22 protein-coding genes are annotated in these 19245 nt (G+C 36.6%); 7 read left to right on the forward strand and 15 right to left on the reverse strand.

Going from position 1 to position 19245, the window contains the following annotated elements:
• Positions 1-202: 202 nt before the first annotated feature.
• Positions 203-1192 (reverse strand): hypothetical protein, encoded by a 990-nt coding sequence (locus tag IQ247_RS17895; RefSeq protein ID WP_193922375.1) that lies wholly within the window; start codon positions 1190-1192, stop codon positions 203-205.
• Between the two features lie 406 nt (positions 1193-1598).
• Between IQ247_RS17895 and IQ247_RS17900 the strand changes: the two genes are divergently transcribed.
• The 3 genes from IQ247_RS17900 (at position 1599) to IQ247_RS17910 (ending at position 3708) form a co-directional block, all read left to right on the forward strand.
• Positions 1599-1793, forward strand: a complete 195-nt coding sequence (locus IQ247_RS17900) for a hypothetical protein (protein ID WP_193922377.1) — start codon at positions 1599-1601, stop codon at positions 1791-1793.
• A gap of 110 nt (positions 1794-1903) precedes the next feature.
• Positions 1904-2515, forward strand: a complete 612-nt coding sequence (locus IQ247_RS17905; protein WP_193922379.1) for a Uma2 family endonuclease — start codon at positions 1904-1906, stop codon at positions 2513-2515.
• A gap of 215 nt (positions 2516-2730) precedes the next feature.
• Complete coding sequence (locus IQ247_RS17910; protein ID WP_193922381.1) at positions 2731-3708, forward strand: phosphoenolpyruvate carboxykinase (ATP); 978 nt, start codon at positions 2731-2733, stop codon at positions 3706-3708.
• 231 nt (positions 3709-3939) lie between these two features.
• On the opposite strand, the gene IQ247_RS17915 is transcribed toward IQ247_RS17910, so the two are convergent.
• Together IQ247_RS17915 and IQ247_RS17920 are read right to left on the reverse strand one after the other, a co-directional pair.
• Positions 3940-4245, reverse strand: a complete 306-nt coding sequence (locus IQ247_RS17915) for a type II toxin-antitoxin system VapC family toxin (protein WP_228059839.1) — start codon at positions 4243-4245, stop codon at positions 3940-3942.
• A 136-nt stretch (positions 4246-4381) separates the two neighbouring features.
• Complete coding sequence (locus IQ247_RS17920) at positions 4382-4759, reverse strand: type II toxin-antitoxin system HicB family antitoxin (protein ID WP_193922383.1); 378 nt, start codon at positions 4757-4759, stop codon at positions 4382-4384.
• Between the two features lie 111 nt (positions 4760-4870).
• Between IQ247_RS17920 and IQ247_RS17925 the strand changes: the two genes are divergently transcribed.
• The 4 genes from IQ247_RS17925 (at position 4871) to IQ247_RS17940 (ending at position 6724) form a co-directional block, all read left to right on the forward strand.
• On the forward strand, positions 4871-5146 hold the full coding sequence (locus tag IQ247_RS17925; RefSeq protein ID WP_228059840.1) for a hypothetical protein: 276 nt from the start codon (positions 4871-4873) through the stop codon (positions 5144-5146).
• Between the two features lie 489 nt (positions 5147-5635).
• Positions 5636-5968, forward strand: a complete 333-nt coding sequence (locus tag IQ247_RS17930; protein WP_193922387.1) for a hypothetical protein — start codon at positions 5636-5638, stop codon at positions 5966-5968.
• Positions 5961-6407, forward strand: coding sequence for a type II toxin-antitoxin system YhaV family toxin (locus IQ247_RS17935; protein ID WP_193922389.1), 447 nt, complete (start codon positions 5961-5963; stop codon positions 6405-6407). The genes IQ247_RS17930 and IQ247_RS17935 overlap by 8 nt, the downstream gene beginning before the upstream one ends.
• Positions 6408-6580: 173 nt before the next feature.
• Positions 6581-6724, forward strand: coding sequence for a type II toxin-antitoxin system death-on-curing family toxin (locus IQ247_RS17940; protein WP_193922390.1), 144 nt, complete (start codon positions 6581-6583; stop codon positions 6722-6724).
• Between the two features lie 157 nt (positions 6725-6881).
• Here IQ247_RS17940 and IQ247_RS17945 read toward each other — a convergent pair whose 3' ends face one another.
• The 12 genes from IQ247_RS17945 to IQ247_RS18000 form a co-directional block, all read right to left on the reverse strand.
• Positions 6882-8054: a glycosyltransferase gene (locus IQ247_RS17945; protein ID WP_193922391.1), complete on the reverse strand. Its 1173-nt coding sequence runs from the start codon at positions 8052-8054 to the stop codon at positions 6882-6884.
• A 2-nt stretch (positions 8055-8056) separates the two neighbouring features.
• On the reverse strand, positions 8057-9895 hold the full coding sequence (locus IQ247_RS17950) for an ABC transporter ATP-binding protein (protein ID WP_193922392.1): 1839 nt from the start codon (positions 9893-9895) through the stop codon (positions 8057-8059).
• A gap of 57 nt (positions 9896-9952) precedes the next feature.
• On the reverse strand, positions 9953-11104 hold the full coding sequence (locus IQ247_RS17955) for a glycosyltransferase (protein WP_193922393.1): 1152 nt from the start codon (positions 11102-11104) through the stop codon (positions 9953-9955).
• Positions 11088-11918: a class I SAM-dependent methyltransferase gene (locus IQ247_RS17960; protein WP_193922394.1), complete on the reverse strand. Its 831-nt coding sequence runs from the start codon at positions 11916-11918 to the stop codon at positions 11088-11090. Before IQ247_RS17960 ends, IQ247_RS17955 begins: the two co-directional genes overlap by 17 nt.
• Before the next feature lie 34 nt (positions 11919-11952).
• The gene (locus IQ247_RS17965) at positions 11953-12996 is read right to left on the reverse strand and encodes a sulfotransferase family protein (protein WP_193922395.1); all 1044 of its coding nucleotides are present in this window, start codon (positions 12994-12996) and stop codon (positions 11953-11955) included.
• Positions 12983-14146: a glycosyltransferase family 4 protein gene (locus tag IQ247_RS17970; RefSeq protein WP_193922397.1), complete on the reverse strand. Its 1164-nt coding sequence runs from the start codon at positions 14144-14146 to the stop codon at positions 12983-12985. Before IQ247_RS17970 ends, IQ247_RS17965 begins: the two co-directional genes overlap by 14 nt.
• Positions 14147-14182: 36 nt before the next feature.
• Positions 14183-15130 (reverse strand): glycosyltransferase family 2 protein, encoded by a 948-nt coding sequence (locus tag IQ247_RS17975; protein ID WP_193922399.1) that lies wholly within the window; start codon positions 15128-15130, stop codon positions 14183-14185.
• A 10-nt stretch (positions 15131-15140) separates the two neighbouring features.
• Positions 15141-16298 carry a glycosyltransferase gene (locus IQ247_RS17980; protein WP_193922401.1) on the reverse strand — a complete coding sequence of 386 codons (1158 nt, stop codon included), beginning with the start codon at positions 16296-16298 and terminating at the stop codon, positions 15141-15143.
• A gap of 24 nt (positions 16299-16322) precedes the next feature.
• Positions 16323-17846 (reverse strand): lipopolysaccharide biosynthesis protein, encoded by a 1524-nt coding sequence (locus IQ247_RS17985; RefSeq protein ID WP_193922403.1) that lies wholly within the window; start codon positions 17844-17846, stop codon positions 16323-16325.
• 242 nt (positions 17847-18088) lie between these two features.
• Positions 18089-18640, reverse strand: coding sequence for an IS630 family transposase (locus tag IQ247_RS17990; RefSeq protein WP_193922405.1), 552 nt, complete (start codon positions 18638-18640; stop codon positions 18089-18091).
• Between the two features lie 106 nt (positions 18641-18746).
• Entirely contained in the window at positions 18747-19001 is a 255-nt protein-coding gene (locus IQ247_RS33625; RefSeq protein ID WP_193922428.1) for a helix-turn-helix domain-containing protein, read from the reverse strand.
• A gap of 5 nt (positions 19002-19006) precedes the next feature.
• A complete protein-coding gene (locus IQ247_RS18000) occupies positions 19007-19171 on the reverse strand; it encodes a hypothetical protein (protein WP_193922407.1) in 165 nt (54 codons plus the stop codon).
• Positions 19172-19245: the final 74 nt, after the last annotated feature.

Consider the following 19245-nt stretch of genomic DNA (forward strand, 5'->3'; position numbering starts at 1 on the left):
ACCTAGCAAACGCTGTGATTCTTTAGGATTCTTTTCAATATAATCTAATAGACTAGTCATAAGATTCCGATAAAAACACCATTTTATATTATTTTATCAGAGTTTAATTATTTTTTGGAGATGTCTAATGAGCCGTGGGGCGCCTTTAACGAGGAACCGACATATTTATACCTTTTCGACTTTCGACAACAAAGCTTTTCGTTTAAACTGTTTCGTCACGAGTGAGCCATTCCTCCATTTCAAGAGGCTGTTGCCAATTAAGCATTGCTGCCGTAAAATCATCAAGTTGCTTGGCGTTTAACTTTTGCAGCTGACTAACTATCTGTGGCGTGAGAACGTCAGCCCCAAACTTGACTCGAATTATAGTACTTGCTAACTCAATCATGCCTTCTAGTTTGCCTTCTAGTTTGCCTTTTGACTCAGCCTTGTTCATTTGTGCTTCATACCAAGCATCGATTTCTGTCATCGTTCTCATAAAATCTTTCTCCTCTATAGTCAAGTTATCAGCAGGTATGTCTCTTAGATAAACACAATATTTAATACATGCACTGATTATATCATTTTTCTCTCTACGAGTCGGCGATAACTGCTTGATTGATTCAAAAGCAATCTTAGCGCTTTCAAAATCTCCCAACATTTTCAACCAAACCGTGTCAGGACTATCAACCAATTGCTCGATAATTACAATTCCCATCCGCCAAATTTGAGGAAGTCGATATACACCAATGCCTAATTCCGCCGCCGGTTGAGCGCCAGATAATTTCAATAGTTTTGCACTGCAATTTACCGTCAGTATCCAAGTAAATGGATTTTGATTTTCTATTTGTTGTTTTGCCTGTTTCGATAGTCGGTCTCGACCTGTCAACTTCTCTTTATTTTTGGCATTTTCTACCAGTTCTTTTTGCTTTTGCGTCCAATATAAATTCTTTCGAGTGACCGATTGACTAATATCTGTCTCTTCTAAATAGGAGCTATAATGTTCGATGATAATTGTTGGATGCTCTTGCATTAATTGGTCGAATAAACCTAAATTCTCTTGCTGCCATCCGATATCTTCTCGCCCCATAAACATCAAATCAATTTCGAGGTCTTCATCGTTGCGAACTTGGATGTTTTGTAAAGTATCCCCTTTCGTCTTATATAGAGATTGAATATAGACTTTGAAGAATCTATCGTGTTTGTATTGAGCCATTTAAATTTATCTAGTCCTTGACAACACTTTCATTTTTTGACAGTTATTTTCTATATAAGTAAGTCGGCACAAATAAAACTAACTATGTAACAGAATATAAACTGGCATCAAAGTCTTACCCCTACTGCCTATTCCCTATTCCCTATTCCCTATTCCCTTGTCCTGATTACAATTTTCAACGCCGACCTACTTAGAGAAAAAATCATTAAACCATTATAACCAAAATTAGTGTTCAAGGCACCGCGTCCTTGAGATGTCTGCACCGTATAATACGGATGAAGTTGGGAAACACTATAAGCGTTTAGCCTTCACAAGAATAATTCTAGTAGGGAGAGGGAGCTAAATCGAGCGAACGCGCAGCTTGAATTTATTTTATTTCCTTCTCCAATGGTGGAGAGACTTACAAATGTTTCTCCTGCCAATTACCCATAGATACCCAGAATCATTGAAGTTAGAGCGCGATATGCGATCGCATGAATTTGCGAGATTAGGATATTTGGCAAATGCAGTACCAATACTACAACTCACCCTTGAGGATAGTTTAGCTGGGTTATCTCAGGTGTGCAATCGCATTTTAGAAGATGTCGCGGGGTTACGTTGATATATGTTTTACTTGTTTATATCGCGGTTTAAGCTATCGTAAAATATCAATATATATGATTCAATTGGGTCGGAACACTTTTTAAATCCCGCCTTCTCAAAGAGGTCAAAATGATACAAACACCTGCTTCCCAACACCAAACTCTACCTTTGAACTTACCATCCTCAATCGGATTGTATGTTACCCAAGAACAATTTACACTACTAAGTGCAGCAAACCGAGATTTGAAGCTGGAAAGAACAGCACGAGGAGAATTAATTGTGAATCCACCAACTGGTTGGGAAACTGGGGAACGCAATTTCAGTATTAGCGGACAACTATATCGCTGGTACGAAGACAACGACGATTTGGGAAAAGCCTTTGATTCTTCGACTGGCTTTATTTTACCTAATGGTGCAACCCGCTCTCCCGATACTTGTTGGGTAAGTCAAGAACGTTGGGATGGGTTGAGTGGAGAACAAAAAGGTACTTTTGCGAATATCTGTCCCGATTTTGTGATTGAATTACGGTCTAGTTCGGATCGAATTGAGCCGTTGCAAGAAAAAATGAGGGAATATATTGAAAATGGTGCGAGATTGGGATGGTTACTAGATCCGCAGCAAAAACAGGTAGAAATTTATCGTCAGGGTTTACCTGTGGAAGTATTAGAAAATCCCGAATCCTTGTCTGGTGAGGAAGTTTTACCGGGTTTTGTGTTAAATTTGCGTCGGGTGTGGAGTTGAAAATTTATTTTAGGTTAATTATGTGGTTATATCATGTGGTGCAAATGGTCGTTTGCAATCGGGGTAAATGATTATGACCATCTGTATTGAACTTAATTGGCTTTAAGTACATCTATTTTGGCTCATTTAAGATTGCAAAAACCACCTGGTGCTAAAAATGACAAAGCTAAAGGACTAAAATTAATACACCCAAATTAAAATTAGGAAATATATAAATGTACCTATGTACCGAGGCATTATACTACCAAGTCTACAGTCTAACCCTACGCACCAACCTACCGCTACCAATTTTAGTCCCCACCTCAACCACTACAATAGTAGATGTAGAAGTTAATTTAGTCGAAGGTGAATTATCCACGCGATCGCATCGAGATCAAGAGTATCACTCTGGTTGGTACACACAACAAAAAGCCGATGGTATCTATTATTGTTTGTCTCTGGGTGGTAGTAAGGAAAAATTAGACGTAGAAATTGCTCCCAATGGTAAGCAAATCTGGATAAATTGGGCAAATGTACCCCTGGCTGAAGTAACTGCAATTTTACTCGGTTGCATTATCGGTACAGCTTTGCGATTACAAGGAAAAATCTGTCTCCACAGCAGCGTGATTAAAGTAGATAATTACGCCATAAGTATTATCGGTGCAAAAGGTGCGGGTAAATCAACTACCGCAGCAGCATTTGCAAAACGTGGCTATCCGATTTTAGCCGATGACATTGCTGTTCTGGCTGACTGTGGCGATTCCTTCCTGGTTCAACCAGGTTATCCCCGTCTACGGCTGTGGAAATCTGCGGTAAATGCGGTTTACGGTTCAGAAGTAGAGTTACCGCGCGTATTTAGCCAAACTGATAAGCATTTTGTACAACTCAACCAAAATGGTGCCGAAGAATGGCGTTTTCACTCCAAACCCCTTCCCCTAGCTGGTATATATATGTTAGGGGAGCGTCAGCCTACTTTAAATGCTCCTAGTATTGAACCAATTTCTCCACAAATGGGGTTAATGCATTTACTAACACACAAATACCCAGAATCTTTGAAATTAGACAAAGATCGACAAAGGCGCGAGTTTGCGGATCTAGGTCGTTTGGTAAAGATGGTGCCGATACGACAAATCAATCGTTCAGACAGTTTAAACGCACTGCCTCAACTGTGTGATGCGATTTTGGAGGATGTGGCTTGCGTTATGAAATGGTAATTTGCAAGCTTGTTTTCGTCGTTACAAGTTTTTGGATATACTACAATCATATGTAGATTTGAGAAAATTGAAAATACCTCTTCAATTTTGAATTTTGAATTTTGAATTTGAACGAAGTGAGTGGCGCCTTTTTATTTTTGAATTAAGGGAAAATATGTAGATTGACAGGTGCTGATTAATTGATTATTTGTCCGCACAAGTAATTTATCGTGGCTGAATTTAACTAAGTAATTAAGATATTGTCCAATCTTCGATTCTTAAATTAGGAACTTTGCTAAAATCTTTGTTGTTGCGGGTAACTAAAATGGCGTTTCTAGAAAGCGTAATTGCAGCAATACGTAAATCTCTAGTACCAATACGAACTTTCTGACAAATTAACTCTTTGTAACAATCGTGAGCAAGTTGGTCAAAATCGAGCAAAGTAATTTTGTTTATATACTCTATACTATCTCTCATACCTTTGTAAGCTAATATCAATTTTTCGGATTGAGAAGGTTGATCGTTATACTTATTAATAAGATTAAGCCATCCCTTCATTTGCTCTTCCAATGTTACAACTGTAATCGATGAATGCAAGACCAATTTCATCGAAACGCTGTTTTACATTTGGATAGCCCCGTTGTATAAGCGATAAATGATCTGTATCCAGCACCCATATAGTAGTCACTTTGACTCATCCTTGCTCATCATCAATTTGTTTGTAATACTCTTCCATTTTTGCATCTAGCTTCGCACGTTCTGCTTCTATTTCAGCTAGTACCTCATCAAAAAGTGGGTTATCTTTGTGCATACCAAATATATTCTTCCAAGAATCTTCATCTGGTGTTGATTCTATTTCTAAAGTAAGTATTTTTGAATTTTTTAAACGTTCTTGCAAAATTTGCTGCAACTTTGATACCGCTTCATCTTCGGTTTTACCTAAACTTTTATAGTCTGACAACCCTAGTACGCTTGCACTGAATTGACCATCTTGTTCTTGCTCAATTAGCACGCCGTAAGTCAGCTTAGAAGATTCAGCTTCATAGTTTTTTGAAAGACTTAAACTAACCATATATTTTTGCTTAACTTGGTATTTATAGTTATATTCTATATTTTAACCTTTTTATAACAGTTGCGAGATTCCCGACAACACGCTGCGGAAGTCAAGAATCTAAGAGGTTGTTTGAAAAGTACCGTTTTATGTCATGCTGAACCCAGTGTAATCCGCAGGATTTCCCGCAGGGTAGCATCTAAGTATACCTGTCAAACCCAGATTTTACCCTGCAAGAAAAGCTCCGATTTACTCAAATGTTTAGAATCTGGGAAAATTGATACCGGAAAATTGATGGGATTAGAGAAAACTTTGGTGGTTGCTTATTGGTTGCAGAGTTTGCAGGAAGATACTCGGTTTGATGGTGTTGATTTACTTATGGAAAAGGCAGTAGTTAGGGCTTTTTAACTTCACAAGATGTTAGCTCATTGGCTTTTTTAATAAACTTTTCATCAAAAAACAACTGTCAAAACTTACTTCCTACAGGATTTAAAGTGTAATAAGATTCCGACTCGATATTTTATAGAACTATTTCCCCGTTAAGTTCTTGCGAGAGAGCATTTTCTGAGATAGATAGTTTTTGATTAAGAATAGAGTTCATAAATATAGGGAATGGGGAATAGGGAATAGTGGAAATATATAAGCCAATTCATATTTTGCGCGATAAAATGGCTTTCGTCAAAAGTAATTAAGTGTTTTTACTTACTATAAGATTTACTTTTTATACGCCAGTTAGCTTTGTAAATTGGCTTGAGTTAGTGCGTAATTCTGCAATAACTTATTACTACGTTCAAATTTTTTCATCGCGTTATACACTCAACAAAACACTATTCCCCATTCCCTGTTCCCCATTTATTTATGTTCTATCATGTAAGTACATAACGTACATACATAAATATGAGCAACTCCTACAGGATTCGCAGTACCAAAATTGGTAATAGTACTGGATTTCGGCTACCTGCGGATTTTTACCGCGAACACCCCCAATTTACTAATGCTTCGGGCTGGATAGAGGTATTGTCCCCCGATACTGCGATTCTCAGAATTATTCCTGAATCTGATGATGATTCGGACGAAGATTCTTTAATGATGCGGTTGTTTCTCGATTTTGCGATGACAGAAGCATTGAAAGATAATACATTAGTGCCTTATACAACCGAGATGTCTAAAACTGCTCACGAATTAATTGACGGTGTGGAATTAGAGTCAGATTCCCAGGAAGATGGTTAAGTTTGTCAGCAACAATTGGCAAATTTATTTTCACCCCCAGTTATTTGGAGTTCAGTATCAAGAATTATTAAATCGGGTTGCCGATTTACGGGAGAAGCTGTCAGAAGCTGAGTTTAAAACCCATGCAACTGTGAAGCTATTTGCAGCAATCACCGTTGCAATTGAAACTAAAATACCAAATGATCCAATTGCCAGCTATTTCGCTTTGACAGGAGCCTTGAAGCGCTATGGAAGAGTGAAGAAGATGGGTTTACCTCAAAGGTATCGATTGTTTTTTCGGGCTTTTGATACTTCAGAACTAAAGGCTATTGTGATTGTATGGTTGGGTTTTCCCCGTAAGGAAGGAGCAAAGAATGATTGCTATCAAGTATTTACGAAAATGCTTGAAGGAGGGACTTTCCCGGATAGTTTGGATGAATTGATAGGGAATGGGGAATAGGAATAAGATGTTATAATAATGTAGTTACAATACTCCCAACTACCAAAGGTTGGCGATAAAAGAAGTTATTGCTCTCCAGATAGAAGTCATTAAAGACTATGGGGGATGTTCTGGTATCTTAGATCAGGGAGCTTTGGAATCAACCCTATACCGTCCTCAACAATTAGCATACTATGAACCCATCATCTAATATCTACGATTTAACAGCAGCCTACGGATATGGATTGGTGAAAAATCATTGTTTTGTCGATGGAAATAAACGAATAGGCTTTGTAGTGATGGCAGTTTTCTTGTTGAGAAATGGATATGATGATTAATATCAAATCCGTTTGTATCGGAATTATATATTTTTAACGCAAAGTGACGCGGAGGTAAGCGCAGAGGAACGCAGAGTTTTTTTGCACATACTTTTTATCATTCCGATGTAAGCGTAAAGGACATAACTTAGCCAAAGGAAACATCTCTCAAGATGAGTTAGCATCTTGGTTGACTCGTAATTCTGTTGTGCTGTAATGACCCCAAAATCGCCTGTTTCAACCCCTGCGCCATCTTCTGCGGGGTATAATCAGCAATAATCTCTTGAGAATGCAAACCCATCTTTTCCCTCAAACTCTCATCTTCTACCAATATCTGCAAAGCCTCACTTAACTTTTCCACATCACCCACTGGTACAAGATAGCCATTCCCTCCATTCACAACCAAATCATCCGCAGCACCCGCAGCATCGGAACAGACAACAGGTAAACCAGCAGCCATCGCTTCATTCAATACTAGTCCCCAAGTATCGCTTCTGGTGGGGAAAACAAAAATATCGGCTATCCCGTAATACTGCGGTAAAGTGCTTTGGGGTTGAAATCCAGTAAACACAACATTATCGAGATGATTTTGCTGACAATATGAATGATAATCTTGCAATCGCGAACCATCACCAACAATAACTAATGTTACCTGCTTATTTCCTGAAAGCTTGGCAAATGCTTCTAATAATTCTGGAATACCTTTTTCATCAATTAACCGACCAATGTATAGAATCACACATCCACTAATTCCCAGTTTTTCTTGACAAATTGCCTTTTGCTGACGGTAAACCTGGGCTTGGGAAGTAAAGAAAACACTATCTACAGCGTTGGCTGCTATATAAATCTTATCTTCCCTCGCTCCCAAATTTAGTAAGTATTTTTTCTGAGCCTTACCAGGTATAATATAGCCATCAGCTTGATTGATAATCCAAGTCCTTAGCTTGTGCTTAATGATACTTACAGACCTTTCATCCTTGAGCGTACTTTCACTCCAAATCAGCAGAGGAGTTTTCGTCATCTCTGCATAAACTAAAGCCAACCAATGAGTAAAATGGTGCCATCCCCCGCAGATAATGACATCGGGTTGTTGCTTCCACAATTGATAAATAACATCGGGATTGAGAAAAACCGGCGCACTTTGATAAGATTTACCCAGTTGTAAACCCCATAACACTTGATAATTAAACTGTATTTTCTCCTTTTCTACCAACCAACTTCTGCGGCTTTCCGTCTCTGCGAAAAAGAAGACTGTTAAATCAATCTCTTCATCTTGAGCCAAGTAATTAAAAGGTGGAATGCGGTAAGGGGAAATAATTTCTGTGAGGATAATTGCTTTGGTTTTTGGCATAATTAACTCAACGCTTTTTCTGCTTCCAATTGTAACTGCCAAGATTGAGCATAATTACCACCCTTAGCTAATAACTGCTGATGGGTTCCCGATTCTACCACCTTTCCCTGTGCCATCACATGGATTGTGTCTGCGTGCTGGGCTGTAGTCAAACGATGGGTAATTATTACTACCGTCCTACCCTGAGCTAATTGCCGCAAACTTCCCAGCCAATTATTTTCTGCCCAGGTATCCATTGCACTGGTTGGTTCATCCAAAATAACTATCGGTGCAGAACGCAACCATGCTCTAGCTAGTGCCAAACGTTGCCACTGTCCTCCACTCAGTTCTGTGCCACCAAAGCGTTTTCCCAGCAAAGTATCATATCCTGCTGGTAATTGCCGAATAGTGATATCTGCTCCTGTTGCTTGGGCTACGGTATCAATTTGCGCGGGTGTGGGATTTGTATTTAAAGCTCCCATTATCATGTTATTCGTGACTGTATCGTGGTAACGAGCGGGAAACTGGAACATAACGCTGAAAAATTGCCGTAGTTCTGTTGTGGGGATATCGCGAATATCTACGCCATCGAGAGTAATTTTACCTGCCTTTGGGTCATAAAAACGACATATTAATTTGCTCAGGGTGCTTTTACCCGCTCCATTTTCACCAACAATCGCCACTATTTGTCCTACGGGAATAGTTAAAGTAAAATCATCCAAAGCCAAATGCTGACTGCCGGGATAAGCAAAGCTAACCCCTTCAAAACAAATCCCCTTACTTAAACCCAAATTGACATTTTCATGCGGTTTGCATTCTCCATCTTTGCTTGTCAACAATGGTTGTAGGGAAATAAATTCAAATAAATCTTGCAGTAAAAGTAAATTTTGGTAGGTTTTACCGCAGGTTCTCAGTAACCTGTGGAGCAATCCTTGGGCAAGCCAGAGGGATTGTAACAGCAAAGCTAAATCGCCTAAACTGAGTTTACCCCGTGCCATTTGTGACACCATCCAACTCAAGGCAATACCAAGTATAACTAAGGATAAAAAACTCGCAAGAAATTGAGCCAGACTGCGCGATCGCATTAACCGCATTTTCTCAGTTCGCAACTTTTGCCGTAGCTTTTGGTACTCATCGTGAAAGCGATCGCCCAATGCAAATAAGCGTACTTCGGCGGCGAATTCGCTTTCTATAAGGAGATTTTCGTAGTATTCAATGTAGCGTTGTGTCATTGTATTTTGCAATCGCCATTTATTTTGAATTTGATTGCTTTTATACATGACAAAAAACGGCGGAAAACTACTCAACAATAATCCCAAGGGTAGCCAAATACCTAAAGGTAGCAACACTACAGCTACCGATAACAGCGTCAAGGTACTTACACCCAATTCTCCTAAATTTTCTAGTAGGATAACGGGTTGATTTTTGCCTTCCACACAAGCCCGATGCAGGTGATTGTAATAATCGGGACTCTCGAAAAAAGCCAAATCAAGGGAAATTGCTTGACGGTGAATCGCCGAACTAGCATAATCTTGAGTTAATTCTGCAATTTGCGATTGCACCCAGATATTGAAATTGGCGATCGCTCCTCCAAATAGCAAAAGTCCCACCAAAATTGCAATGTAGATGAGAGCAGCAGTCAGATTAGTAGAGCGAATATCCGTTTTGACAACTGCAACAAAGCTATTAATGGCAGTTTTGACAAGATAAATTTCGATAGCGGGTAAAATTCCTTGGAAAACGAGTAAAATTACCCAGATAATCATCCAATAACCTGCTGCCTGCCAAACTAATTTAATAGCTTTGGGTAGATAAGGTAATTGGGGTAAGATTGAGCGCAGTTTGATGACAATTTTGGTCATTCCGTTGGATTACTTAATTCTTTCAATTCCAATTGTTTGGACAAAATAGACAAATAACTAATTAGTATCAGAATTATGGAATAACCCAATTTTCTCATAAATATCAAATACTTCCCGACACATCTTTTCTACAGAAAAATCTTTATTTACCATCTCCAATCCTTTATTTCCCATCTCATTTCTAACATGAGGATTTTGCAGCAACTTAAGCATTGCATCAGCCAAAGCAGGAACATCTTCTATAGGTACTAATAAACCTGTTTCTTGATGAATCACAACTTCTGGAATTCCTCCTACAGGAGTCGCAATAACTGGTAAACCTGCTGCCATTGCTTCTAAAATCACTAAAGGTAAACCCTCTGTATAAGAAGGTAAAACTAATAAATCAGATAAAGCTAATAATTGAGGAATATCAGCACGATGACCTAAAAAATAAACTAAATTATTAATTCCTAATTTTTGAGCCATATCTTTTAAATATGTTAGATAGGCTCCATCTTGTTCCAAGTCTTTACCAACAATCAAATATACAGTCTCTTGTCCCAACTGATGTAAATTTGCAGCAGCTTGAAGTAAAAGATGTTGTCCTTTGCTTTTACAAAGTCTACCGACATGAATCACAACCGGAATATCTTCAGGAATATTTAACTCGTTACAAATATCCGTGTTAATTTGCTGATGATTAACATGAGTACCGTTATGTACAACATGGAATTTACGGGAATCAAAACCTTCTGTAATCAATGCATCTTTTACCTGATGAGAAACAGCAATAATCGCATCGCAACAGTTCCGATTTGTCCAATAGTTCATTAGATTTTGATAGCTCCTGATGAAATAATTACTACTGAGAGAATCTTGTAAATGAGCATGAATAATAACAGGTACACCAGCTAATTTCCCAGATAAAGCAGATATAATCGAACCAGCAAAAGGAGCATGAGCGTGAACCAGAGAAACATCTTCTTTATTGATTAACTGTGCCATTTTTACTGCTGATAACCAATTAAAAGAGCGAGTAGTATCCAAATGGTAAACTTTAACTTTCTTTTCTCGAAGGATATCGCAAAATCTTCCTTCGGAAGGTGAATTAACTAAAACATCCCAACCTTGATTTAATGCTGCTTCGATTAGATGCAAACAAACAATATTACCACCCGTAACTTGTCCATCAATGATGGGGTATAGTATTTTAGGATTTGTGTTCATAAATCATTTTTTGACTGTTAATACCAAGCAAAACTAAATCAGCACCAAAATAATCATCTAGCCAACTTGATTTTTCTCGAATTTGCAAATTTGCAGAAGTTGAAATATTTGAACCGAAAATTTTCTGGAAAATATGAGTTGAGCGATAAATTTGGACATATCTGTGAAAATCACTCAAAAATGCAGAACCCATTAATTTGGAATTACTAAGCTGAAGCTGACGAGCAAGCTTAAAAAATTCTTTACGACTAAAAGCACCTTCATAGCCCAATTCCCATTTATTCTTTCTTTGCAAATAAGCTTTTAAAACCTCATGGGGAAAAAAGGCTTTATTTGGCACGCTTATGACTATAGCTCCACCATTTCGCACGAGATTAATATGGGTTTCAATCATTTGTAAACGTTGGGGATAGCGAAAGTGTTCCACTGTTCCAAAAGACATTGCAACATCATATCTACTATGTAAATCACTATTTAATGAAAGTGCATCTTGAAGTATGAAATTTGCCTTTAAACTATGTTTTTGAAAGCATTCTTCAGCTAAAGTCAGAGCTTGTTTGCTGTAGTCTAATAAAGTTACTTCTGCACCGAGACGAGCAAAAATAAAACTATAAATTCCTAACCCCGAACCAACTTCAATGGTTTTCAGTTGACTGATATCTCCTACATTAGTACGAATATAATCCTGGACTTTTGTACCTCTGAAACCATTTGATTCGCGCTCTACCCATTCCCAAAACTCGCTTTTTTCATGAGAAGACTGACTCCACACTTGATTCCATAAATTGGGGTTACTTGTTTGTTGAGTTAACATAATTATAAGTACCTATATTGATTTTATATTTTCTCTATTCCCTGTTGCCTATCTTCCTCAAAACATCCTGAGCTTTTAAAACATAAACAATTGACTTAATATTGTTTCTCCCCCACCATTTAAAATCCTCAAAGCGATTCCAAACTTTCCACAAATAATTCATATTCTCACATTTTTTCTCATAGCCAAATTGAACTAAATACTCTCCAGCAATCCAATTGAATCTTTGATGCAGTTTTTGATTCCAATGACTCCAACGTGAATTTGGATTAAATTCATTCGTTTTGTTGACTGACTTCCAATGCAAAGATTTATCATTTCCTCGGAAAGATGATGAACCTCTAACGGGAGATTTATTTGCTTCTTCAAAACTGTATAAATCTGGATTTAAGCAAAGAAAATCGAAGATTTTGAGTAATTCTTCTTTATTGTTGTTACATAAATCCTCATATTTAACTACATAGAATTTTTGATTCTTATAATTTTGATTATTTTCAATAAAATTGAGAATCTCTTGAGCAGCTTTAGCCCATTCACGCATTGCTATTTCGTAATAACCGTTAAAGCTTTTTACATATGATTCCGTCACGGCTCTACCGTCGCGTACTATAATTATCAGTTTGCAATTTGGAAAAAGTTTGAAAAAACAATCCAAGTTTTCAACACTAGGGGTTTTAGTAACTAATCTTTGAGGAGAAGGTTTAAATATGTAACTTAATAGCGGTTCTTTTTGCAAAGCAACATTTAACCATTTTTCCGATGTTTGTTCTTTAAGAAATGAAACTAAACTATTTCCAATATTAGAATAAAGTAAATTTGTAAACTCTTCATCATCTATCCAACCGCGCCAAGTATAACTTAAATTACTAATATAACTTTGAATAAAATCGGCATAATGTAATAAAAAATCTTCTCGAACTGCACCAGCACCACAATCGGGATGCAAACAGAGAATATCTTGAAGAAAGTTTGTCCCACATCTCGGTGTAATTCCTAAAATAAAAATAGGATTTGTATTTGTATGTGTATTCTTCTTATTATTAGATTTATTAATCTCTTTAACATCAGAAATTTGCATGATTTATAACTCCTTTAGAAATAACTTTATCAATTACATTCCAAGTCTCTAAAGCACATTTTTCCCAAGAAAATTTAGCTGCTTGCTGCTGTGCTAGTTTGCTAATTTTTTGTAATTCTGTCGGATTTTTCAATAGAAATAATATTTTCTCTATAAGTGCAAGAGTATCTCCTAACTCAACTAAATAACCTCCATCACCAACAACTTCCGGTAAAGAAGCCACTTCCGTTGCAATTACCGCAGTTCCCGCAGCCATTGCTTCACATACTTGCAATCCAAAACCTTCATAGCGGGACATCTCAATATAGATATCTGCATTGCTGTAAAGAAAAGGTAAATCGTCATCGGGGACATATCCGGTAAAGTATAATTTATCCAAACAATCCAGTTTAACTGCTGTTTCCACTAACGTCGATTTTTGCAACTCCGAACAATTTCCTGCAATTACCAGATGATGGGGAATCTGGGAATTACATTCACCATAAGCACGTACAACTTGTTCTGGTACTTCACGTTTGTCTCCAGTTGCAAATGTCAGTAAATAAGGATGTGGTATACCTTTAAAGTAACTAGAACTAGTTAGAGATTCTGTTTGGAAAAATCTTATATCCGCACCTTCATAGGTAACGCTAATTTTTTGACGGCTAATCTGAAACTCTCTTTGCAAATCTGTTGCTGTACTTCGAGAGATAGCGAGTAAATGAGCAGCTTGACGGCAGGTACTTGGTAAGAAAATTTCAGTAAGTCGCTGACTGAGACGGTGATATAAAGATTTATTTGTATTTCCTACCAGCTTGCGATAAAGATGTGGTAATTCGTGGATAGTTAGGATGTAGGGAATTGGTACAAAAGCTAATGGTGTTTCCCCTAAAACAAATAATAAGTCAGTGTTTAACCTCCTTAATATACGCGGTAAAGTTAGTATATGCCAAAGGTGAGTAGATTTGATTGTAACTCCCTTGATTTTCCAATTCGGATTATTTATTTTTATTCGATTAATAGTTTCTTGACGCATCAATACGGTAAAACGTATAGGAAGTAATAATTTTTGTAACGCGGTTAGTAAAGAAAGAGCATATACAGAAGCACCTTTAGTATCGGTGACAATACAGGTACCATCTATACAAATATGGGGGAGATTCTCAATCATATATAAACTATCATCAATCTGAAGTCTAAAATAAACTTATCCTTTGTTAAAATCTAAAATTATCTGACGAATCCAACAACCAAAATACTGTCGCCAAAAACTTTTATTTAAAACTGTTTCCCAATCTTTAATAAAAGCCTTTTGCCAATAAATTCTACTTTGATGATAATTTCCCAAGCGATAATGAGTTTTTGCCAAAGCTTGATAAAGTAGTTTTTTAGCTTCAGTAATTCTATCTGTGACACCAAGTTTTAGACATTGGTTCAAATGTTTTTCATATACTTGTAAATAACTATAATTAGACCTTATTTCATCAGTATTATTTTCGTGACAGCGATATTTAATTAATGGAGGTTTTGAAATAAAAGCAAAACGATAATTTTTCAGAAGTAAGCGTAAATATAAATCTAAATCTTCTCTTCCTTGTATAGAAACATCGTAACCATTAATTTCTAAAAGTATCTTTTTTCTGACTAAAATAGTAGAAGTAAAAATACAAGGAGATTTCAAGTAATTAAAATAAGTTTCTTCTCCTCTTTCAGCTAGAGAATATAAATTGCGAAGCTTCAATTCCCACCCCGGTAGTGGTTGAAGATTTTTATCAACCATACATTTATAACCATGTACCAGAACTACATTATCGGGTGCAGATTCTAAAATAGGAACCTGACGTTCAAGTTTATCTGGAAACCAAACATCGTCGGAATCTAAGAACGCAATATATTCACCCTTAGCTAATTTAATACCATGATTGCGAGCCGCCGAACGTCCTTGATTATCTTGATAAATATACCTGATATTATCTTGATAATCTGCTAAAACTTCCTTAGTATTATCTGTTGAACCATCATCAATAACAATTAATTCAAAATTTTTATAAGTTTGATTGAGAACGCTTTCTACTGCATCTTTAATTAAATGCGCTCGATTGTAGGTTGGGATAATAATGGTAAATTTGGGAGACAAAATAGGTTGGCTTTTCATTTATTAATATTCAAACATTGATTCCAAGTTTTACAAACTTTTCTATATTATTTTCTAATAATTGATAGTAAATTGCTTCCGTTTGAGAAATCATCCGCTCTACAGTAAATAGTTTCATAAACCGTTTTCTACCTTTTTCTCCCATCTGTTGAGCAATATCCGGATTATCAATTAAAAAATTTATCTTTTCTGCTAATTTTTCAGGGCTTCTAGGTTCAATTAAAAAACCCGTTTCATTATCTGCTACAGAATAGCGCATACCTCCAACAGCCGTAGCTACAACTGGAACACTCATTGCAGCAGCTTCCACCACAGCGTAACATAAGCCTTCAAATAGTGAAGACATAGTAAATATATCAACCGCACATAAAAATTCTTCAATATTATTTACAAATCCAGGTAACAAAAATTTGCTTGATAAACCTAAATTGTTGATTTGAGTTGCTAATTGAGTTCTTAAACTTCCTTCTCCGACAAGAACAAAGGTAACATGATCATACTTGAAGCAAATAATATTTGCAGCTTTAATTAAATCTAATTGAGCTTTTTGAGCTTCTAATCTTCCAGCACTACCTATAACAATATTCTTTTGAGGAATCTGTAATTTTTCTCGAATATCTCCTCGAATAGTATCTCTTTGAACCTGAGTTTGCGAAAACTTATTCATATCTAATCCATAAGCAATTACTTTTGATTTATAAGCAGGAATATTATCTAACTTACTTCCTATTTCTTGGTCGTATTCAGAAGTAAAAATAAAGTAATCTGCTAGCTTAAATGTCAAAGTTTTTGCTAAGTTTCCCTTCCAATTATATTGAGTTTTGAGTTCAGGAGTATGGTGTGTAATTACCACTTTCTTTACACCAGCAAGACGTGCTGCAATCACACCTAAAGGGCTGGGGTCATTAATATGTATAATATCTGGATCAAACTTCCTAATTTCTTTGGCAATAGAATAAGCGTAACGAATCAAATTACCTGCAAAATACTTAGATTTAACCGCTAAAAGCTGAATATTCTCTAGTTTGCTAAAAGCTTGAAGTGCTGGAACATCAGGATATAAAATTCCTACCTGAAAATCAGCTTTATTCAATCTTTGAGCTAAAGTATATACATAATTTTCAGTTGCACCATAAACTGGATGAGCTTGAAAATATAGAATTTTCATAATTATTTTTACCTCAAAAGCACATTAGTTACTCGCCAAAATGCTATGAACTTTTAATTGATATTTATACCACAACAACAAGATTCCATAACTTACTGTCATCCCTATTAATATACAAAATATTGTGAATATTTTTCCTATCAAAAGAGCCTGTACTTGGGAAACTATAAAGAAAATCGTAAAACACATTAATATAGGAATCAACGTATCTTGTATCAACCAGCGTCGATATTCTTGATGTAAAATGTAGCAATGTGTAATTCTCGACAGCACTAAATAATAAAGTATATTCAAACCAGTTTTAATTAACGCTGCTCCAAGCAAGTGTAATTCTGGAACTACATATAACATTGCTGGAATTACCAAAACCACGCTAAAACTATTAAAAATAGCTGCTATTTGTGGTTTTCCAATTGCAAGCTGTATTTGAGATGAAATATTAGAAATACTATCTAACATCGCACCAAAGGTTAATATTGCTAAGATACTCGATGCTTGTGCTGCAACATCCGGGGATTGAGTCCATAATTCTAGAATTATCGGGGCAAAAAATATAAATGTAGAAGCTACGGGTATTACAGTTAGCGATATAAATAAACTGCTTTTATGAAATAAATTGATCAACTTTTGTTCGTCTGGTTGAGCAGCTAATGTTATGATTTGTGGTGAAATAGCAACAACAAAAGGTTGAAATATTAGAGAGATTTTCTGAGCTAAGGTACTGGCTAGCATATAATAGCCAAATTGTTCTAAAGAAACGAATTTAGAAAGCAATATTTTGTCTATTTGTGATAGCATCATCGATACTATCGTCGTCCAACTTACCCCAACAGCAAACCGCCATATTTCTTGCAATATTTCCAACTTAAAGCTTGCTCGATTTTCCGTTTTAGGCACATAGCACCAAGCAAACACCATCATTAATAAAACTTCTACAATTGCGATGAATGCTTGCCACAGCAATAACCCTATAATTGTTGGCGAAATCATCACTAAAATTATAACCGCTCCTAATTCCCTGAAAGTTTTTAATATTACCTCCAAAATATTAAGCTGTACCTGTTTTTCTAACGCAATTAACGTTCCTCTGTAGGTTGTAACGGGCCACCTAACAGCTACAGTTAAACCTAAAATTATCACCGCCCATTTAACAGTTGTTAAGTCAATATTTTCGGCATTAATCCATTGAGTGCTAATTGGTTGTGCAAGAAATACCATCAGCAAAAGTATTACCGTACCCGTACACCAGTAAATTATCTCTGTTGTTCTTAATAAGTCTGGTATAGTTAAAACTTTTTCCGGGATAGCATTACGTAAAGCGACTTCCCGTTTAATAGTTGCACTTAAACCTAAATCGAGCAGCCCAACAAATGAAATCATTGCATAAAATCCGCCAATTAAACCATATGCTTCTACCCCTAAATAATGCAGGTAGACTGGTACCAGTAAAAAACTGAGCAAGTTTGACCAGAAGTTACCAGCATAATTGGCGATCGCATTCAATTTTAATTGAGACAACGACTTAAGTTTCTGTATTAATGCGCTCATTATGGGAACTGCTAATTAGGGATTAAATACGCCCGTATCCCTTTTGTTGTTATTTTCAAACAGCGCCAAGCTAACCGATTTTTACAGGTAATGGCAACCGTATACTGATAATATTTGCTTATATTCTTTGTCAAGTTATTTGCTTTATGCGGTGGTTTAAACCATTCAATTAAAGTTGTTTTTGTAATTTCTGCCAGTAAATCATGAGAAAATTCCAGCGAAGGAATTCTAATACCAATTCTTTATGAAGATGCGCTAAATAGAGCTTCGAGAATGAAGTCGTAAGAGGTTAGAGAAATAATCATGTCTGGGGTGATTGTTTCTAATACAGAGGTTAATTTTTCTCGCAGTTGAGCAAGGGTTTTAAAATTCTCCCACTTTAATTTGCTCTTGAGGAACTCCCAAAACCTCTCAATTGGGTTTAATTCTGGAGAGTGAGGCGGCTGAAAAATCGGTATAATATTTTCTGGACAGTCAAGTGTTTTGACTGTATGAAACGAGCCTTGGTCAAATTGTACAACTGCAACATCTGAACCAAGTTCTACTGATAACAACTCTAAAAACTTTTGAAAACAATCACCATCCACATGAGAAAATTCGTAGAAAAAACTGTATCCGTTTAAAGGTTCAACAACACCGTATAGGTAAAAATTATCACGTTCCCACTGATTTATAGCAACGGGTTTTACACCAGGAGCCGTAATTAAACGTCCAGGAATGGTCTTTAGTCCGAGGCGAGTAACGTCTTGGCACATATATCTTAGTGGTTTACCTTCTCCAAATTCTTCCTGCAAGAATTTAAGGGCTAAAGGAAGTTTTTTTTAAAGTGAGATTGGCTTTCTGGATGCTGTTTTCGACTTTTCGGACGGGGAACTTTCAGCTTTGCTCCTAGTTTATATCTTACGAGTTGGTATACAGTTTTATAAGCAATGTTGAAACAAGTTCTTGTTTCAACCATTGTTGAATCTGGCTATAGCTTTTCCAACCTTGTTCGGAGCATAATTTTTGTTTTAAGCGCTCTAAATTCTCTCCACTGACGGCAGGTTCTTTACCAGGGGCTTGTTTTATACTTAATAACCCACTTCGTCCCTCGTCTTTATACCTTCTTATCCAACGAGTTATGGTTGCTTCGTCCCTTCCTAAACGGTTGGCGATACGGCTTAAGCCGTTAGCTTCGCTATCGCCAACCGACTTGTGAGTTGACCACTTTTAAGCCAGTAGAGCATTTGTAATCTTTCTTTGTTGCTTGCCGTTTTTGCGTATTTAACAGCTTTTTCCAATTCTTCAAGACTTTCTTTAATCTCCACTTTAAATCTCAAGCCCATAACCTTTAAACCAAACGCACCCTTATTTTAATTTAGCGCAGCTTCATACAGAAATGGTATTAGTATTAGGGGTA

It is taken from the genome of Plectonema cf. radiosum LEGE 06105 (assembly GCF_015207665.1).
Classification (GTDB): domain Bacteria; phylum Cyanobacteriota; class Cyanobacteriia; order Cyanobacteriales; family Nostocaceae; genus Rivularia; species Rivularia radiosa_A.

What these genes read in the sequence shown, in the direction of transcription:
- IQ247_RS17895 (WP_193922375.1), bottom strand. Translation starts at nt 1,192, where the DNA reads ATGGCTCAATACAAACACGATAGATTCTTCAAAGTCTATATTCAATCT.
- IQ247_RS17900 (WP_193922377.1), top strand. Translation starts at nt 1,599, where the DNA reads ATGTTTCTCCTGCCAATTACCCATAGATACCCAGAATCATTGAAGTTA.
- IQ247_RS17905 (WP_193922379.1), top strand. Translation starts at nt 1,904, where the DNA reads ATGATACAAACACCTGCTTCCCAACACCAAACTCTACCTTTGAACTTA.
- IQ247_RS17910 (WP_193922381.1), top strand. Translation starts at nt 2,731, where the DNA reads ATGTACCTATGTACCGAGGCATTATACTACCAAGTCTACAGTCTAACC.
- IQ247_RS17915 (WP_228059839.1), bottom strand. Translation starts at nt 4,245, where the DNA reads ATGAAGGGATGGCTTAATCTTATTAATAAGTATAACGATCAACCTTCT.
- IQ247_RS17920 (WP_193922383.1), bottom strand. Translation starts at nt 4,759, where the DNA reads ATGGTTAGTTTAAGTCTTTCAAAAAACTATGAAGCTGAATCTTCTAAG.
- IQ247_RS17930 (WP_193922387.1), top strand. Translation starts at nt 5,636, where the DNA reads ATGAGCAACTCCTACAGGATTCGCAGTACCAAAATTGGTAATAGTACT.
- IQ247_RS17935 (WP_193922389.1), top strand. Translation starts at nt 5,961, where the DNA reads ATGGTTAAGTTTGTCAGCAACAATTGGCAAATTTATTTTCACCCCCAG.
- IQ247_RS17940 (WP_193922390.1), top strand. Translation starts at nt 6,581, where the DNA reads ATGAACCCATCATCTAATATCTACGATTTAACAGCAGCCTACGGATAT.
- IQ247_RS17945 (WP_193922391.1), bottom strand. Translation starts at nt 8,054, where the DNA reads ATGCCAAAAACCAAAGCAATTATCCTCACAGAAATTATTTCCCCTTAC.
- IQ247_RS17950 (WP_193922392.1), bottom strand. Translation starts at nt 9,895, where the DNA reads ATGACCAAAATTGTCATCAAACTGCGCTCAATCTTACCCCAATTACCT.
- IQ247_RS17955 (WP_193922393.1), bottom strand. Translation starts at nt 11,104, where the DNA reads ATGAACACAAATCCTAAAATACTATACCCCATCATTGATGGACAAGTT.
- IQ247_RS17960 (WP_193922394.1), bottom strand. Translation starts at nt 11,918, where the DNA reads ATGTTAACTCAACAAACAAGTAACCCCAATTTATGGAATCAAGTGTGG.
- IQ247_RS17965 (WP_193922395.1), bottom strand. Translation starts at nt 12,996, where the DNA reads ATGCAAATTTCTGATGTTAAAGAGATTAATAAATCTAATAATAAGAAG.
- IQ247_RS17970 (WP_193922397.1), bottom strand. Translation starts at nt 14,146, where the DNA reads ATGATTGAGAATCTCCCCCATATTTGTATAGATGGTACCTGTATTGTC.
- IQ247_RS17975 (WP_193922399.1), bottom strand. Translation starts at nt 15,130, where the DNA reads ATGAAAAGCCAACCTATTTTGTCTCCCAAATTTACCATTATTATCCCA.
- IQ247_RS17980 (WP_193922401.1), bottom strand. Translation starts at nt 16,298, where the DNA reads ATGAAAATTCTATATTTTCAAGCTCATCCAGTTTATGGTGCAACTGAA.
- IQ247_RS17985 (WP_193922403.1), bottom strand. Translation starts at nt 17,846, where the DNA reads ATGAGCGCATTAATACAGAAACTTAAGTCGTTGTCTCAATTAAAATTG.
- IQ247_RS18000 (WP_193922407.1), bottom strand. Translation starts at nt 19,171, where the DNA reads ATGGGCTTGAGATTTAAAGTGGAGATTAAAGAAAGTCTTGAAGAATTG.